Source organism: Skermanella sp. (assembly GCF_059503625.1).
Genome location: NZ_JCACHA010000444.1, coordinates 1 through 2,357 on the forward strand (window position 1 = coordinate 1; position 2,357 = coordinate 2,357).

The 2,357-nt window shown below is 60.4% G+C and carries 4 protein-coding genes; 2 read left to right on the forward strand and 2 right to left on the reverse strand.

Annotated elements, in window-relative coordinates:
- The first annotated feature begins 135 nt into the window (after positions 1-135).
- Both AC5JJ6_RS09725 and AC5JJ6_RS09730 read left to right on the forward strand, forming a co-directional pair.
- Positions 136-564, forward strand: coding sequence for a RusA family crossover junction endodeoxyribonuclease (locus tag AC5JJ6_RS09725; RefSeq protein ID WP_496041849.1), 429 nt, complete (start codon positions 136-138; stop codon positions 562-564).
- Positions 564-1,220: a hypothetical protein gene (locus AC5JJ6_RS09730; RefSeq protein WP_496041850.1), complete on the forward strand. Its 657-nt coding sequence runs from the start codon at positions 564-566 to the stop codon at positions 1,218-1,220. Before AC5JJ6_RS09725 ends, AC5JJ6_RS09730 begins: the two co-directional genes overlap by 1 nt.
- 66 nt (positions 1,221-1,286) lie before the next feature.
- Here the strand turns inward: AC5JJ6_RS09730 and AC5JJ6_RS09735 are convergent, their stop codons facing one another.
- Together AC5JJ6_RS09735 and AC5JJ6_RS09740 are read right to left on the reverse strand one after the other, a co-directional pair.
- Positions 1,287-1,583: a 2Fe-2S iron-sulfur cluster-binding protein gene (locus AC5JJ6_RS09735; RefSeq protein WP_044432764.1), complete on the reverse strand. Its 297-nt coding sequence runs from the start codon at positions 1,581-1,583 to the stop codon at positions 1,287-1,289.
- Positions 1,584-1,912: 329 nt separating this feature from the next.
- Positions 1,913-2,357: CZB domain-containing protein (locus AC5JJ6_RS09740; RefSeq protein ID WP_496041851.1), on the reverse strand; the 445-nt coding region annotated here is incomplete at its 5' end.

Below are 2,357 nucleotides of genomic sequence, written 5' to 3' on the forward strand. Positions count from 1 at the left end.
GGCACGTTTGGAAAGAATATTCCTATCATTTAGCACGAAATAGGTGAGAATCGGGCGCACACACCATTGAAACCGTTTTGATTTATGGCTAGTAGGGCAAATGACGTCATAGCGCCCGGAACCGGAATATCCAGCATGGAAGGCATGGCTGTGGAGCTTGATTTTCCCCTGGAATTCGTTGTTTCGGGCACAGCAGTCTCTCACCAGGCAAAGCGACGGGAGTCCGTCGATCGATGGAAATCCAGGATCAGGGACGCCACCGTTGAAGTTCTGCCCGAAGGTCATTTCGCGACCGGCGGTCCGATATCGGTTACGCTTTTCTACTTTCCCGGCTCTGAAATGGCGGGCGACATAGACAACATCGTCAAGCCGATCCTGGATGCTCTTTGCCAGCACATCTATATGGATGACGATCAGGTCGAAAGGGTTCTGGTTCAGAAATTCGAGCCGGAGAAGATGTTTCAGTTCGGTTCTCCTTCCTCGACCCTGGAAGGAGCGATTGTTGGTGACAAGCCGCTTCTTTATGTGCGTCTTTCTGACAACCCGTTTGAGGAGCTCGAATGATGGCTTCGCTCGACAGCAGTTCGGAACGATCGATCCTGGAAAGTTTGGTTCCGACACTGCAGGCCGAAGGCTATCACGTCCTCGTGCAGCCCCCGCCCTTCGTGCTTCCGCCCTTCATGGGAAGCTATCGCCCTGATGCGGTTGCTTTGAAGCCGGGCAAGAACATCGCGATCGAAGTCGTTTCGCCTGTCCGACCGGGAACTGCAAAAACGAAAAAGCTCCAGGACCTTTTTTCGCCGCATCGCGATTGGGAATTCCGGATCTATTATGCGCCGTCAAGCAATGCCGATCCGGCAATCGGGGTGGCGACGAAGGAAAGCATTCGTCAGGTACTCGCCAGCCTTTCCCAGATCATGGACACTGCGGGCGGAGTGCCCGCGCTCTTGACAGCCTGGGCTGCTTTCGAAGCGGCGGGACGCGTCCTGGCCCCAGACCTGCTGGCCCGTCCCCAGACGCCCTTGCGTCTGCTGGAGGTGCTGGCTTCCGAAGGTTACCTGACGCCGGAGGAGACGGACACGATGCGCGAGATCGTCCACTTGCGGAACAGGGCCGCGCATGGCGACTTCAACGTCACCGTCGGCAGCGAGCATCTGGACCGGATCGTGGAGATGACACGCTCCCTCCTTGCACTATGGCAGGATCACGAAGCGTCGTGATCCGATCGGAAGACCAAGCCCCCCGACGCATCGGCGCGCCGGGGGGACTTGGCTCGGTTCGATGGCTCAGATGAAGCTGAGGATCTCGACCGTGACGTTTTCGGTGCCGAGGCGAGCCTGACAGGCCAGACGCGACGGCGTCGCGACGCCGACGATGGTGTCCAGCTTCTCGTTCTCCAGGCGCTGGATCTTGGTCAGCGTCTTGCGGCCTTCGGGGACGTAGATGTGGCATTGGCCGCACTTGGCCTCGCCGCCGCACTTATGGGTGAACTTCTCACCCGAAGCGACGATCGCTTCCAGAAGGGTCGAACCCTCGGCGGCTTCGATGGTCTTGCCCGACGGCTTGAGTGTCACTATCGGCATGTCGCTACTCCATTGTTCAAGATGATCGTGTTCGGGACATCCGGGAAAGCCGGCTTCCCCGTCAGGCCCAGCCTTCCGAGCAAGCGACATGCTTCCAGCGCTCTGGGCGGAGTCTGTTGGACCGTCGCCCGGTTTCATTAGGCGGACAAGGTTCGATGCAAGCTGCGCGCCACAGGAAAAACACTCTTCCTGTCAATACTTTGTGGTGAAACACCATCGCGCGGCCGGGAATGCGCCTGCCGCCTTGTCGCCTTGGCGACAAGGATTGTCGGGATGCTGCCCGGCTTGTCGTGCTGCGCGGTCCGGCATCCCGGAACAAGCACGGCCGGTCAGGCGGCGGCGACCGCCGCGCTTTGGACGAATTCGGCCCCCAGGCGGTCGAGCAGGTCGATCACCTGCCGAGAAAGCCGTTCCAGATCGGCCATGCGCTGGGCGGCCTCCGCTTCGCGGCCTTCCATCAGCGAGACGAGCACGTCACGGCCCTTGCGGTGGACATCCCGGTGCGGTTCGAGCAGGCCGGCGAACGCCGTCAGCCCGATCATCGTCTCGTCGGAGACGTTGTCGTACCAGCGGCCCAGCCGGCAGGTATGGTGCGTGCTGAGTTCCGCCGGAGCGAGCTTGATCTCACCCCTGACGGCTTCGGCGATGCGGGCGACGAAGACGCGGTGATCGTTCTTTGTCGTTTCGATCAGGCGGCCGATGCTGGCCTTGGACAGGGATTCCACCTGAGCCGGCGGCAGCATCGTCTTCGTGAACCGCAGGTGATGGTAGCCG

Excerpts from the sequence above, each read along its gene's own strand:
- AC5JJ6_RS09725 (WP_496041849.1), top strand. The coding sequence starts at position 136 with ATGGAAGGCATGGCTGTGGAGCTTGATTTTCCCCTGGAATTCGTTGTT.
- AC5JJ6_RS09730 (WP_496041850.1), top strand. The coding sequence starts at position 564 with ATGGCTTCGCTCGACAGCAGTTCGGAACGATCGATCCTGGAAAGTTTG.
- AC5JJ6_RS09735 (WP_044432764.1), bottom strand. The coding sequence starts at position 1,583 with ATGCCGATAGTGACACTCAAGCCGTCGGGCAAGACCATCGAAGCCGCC.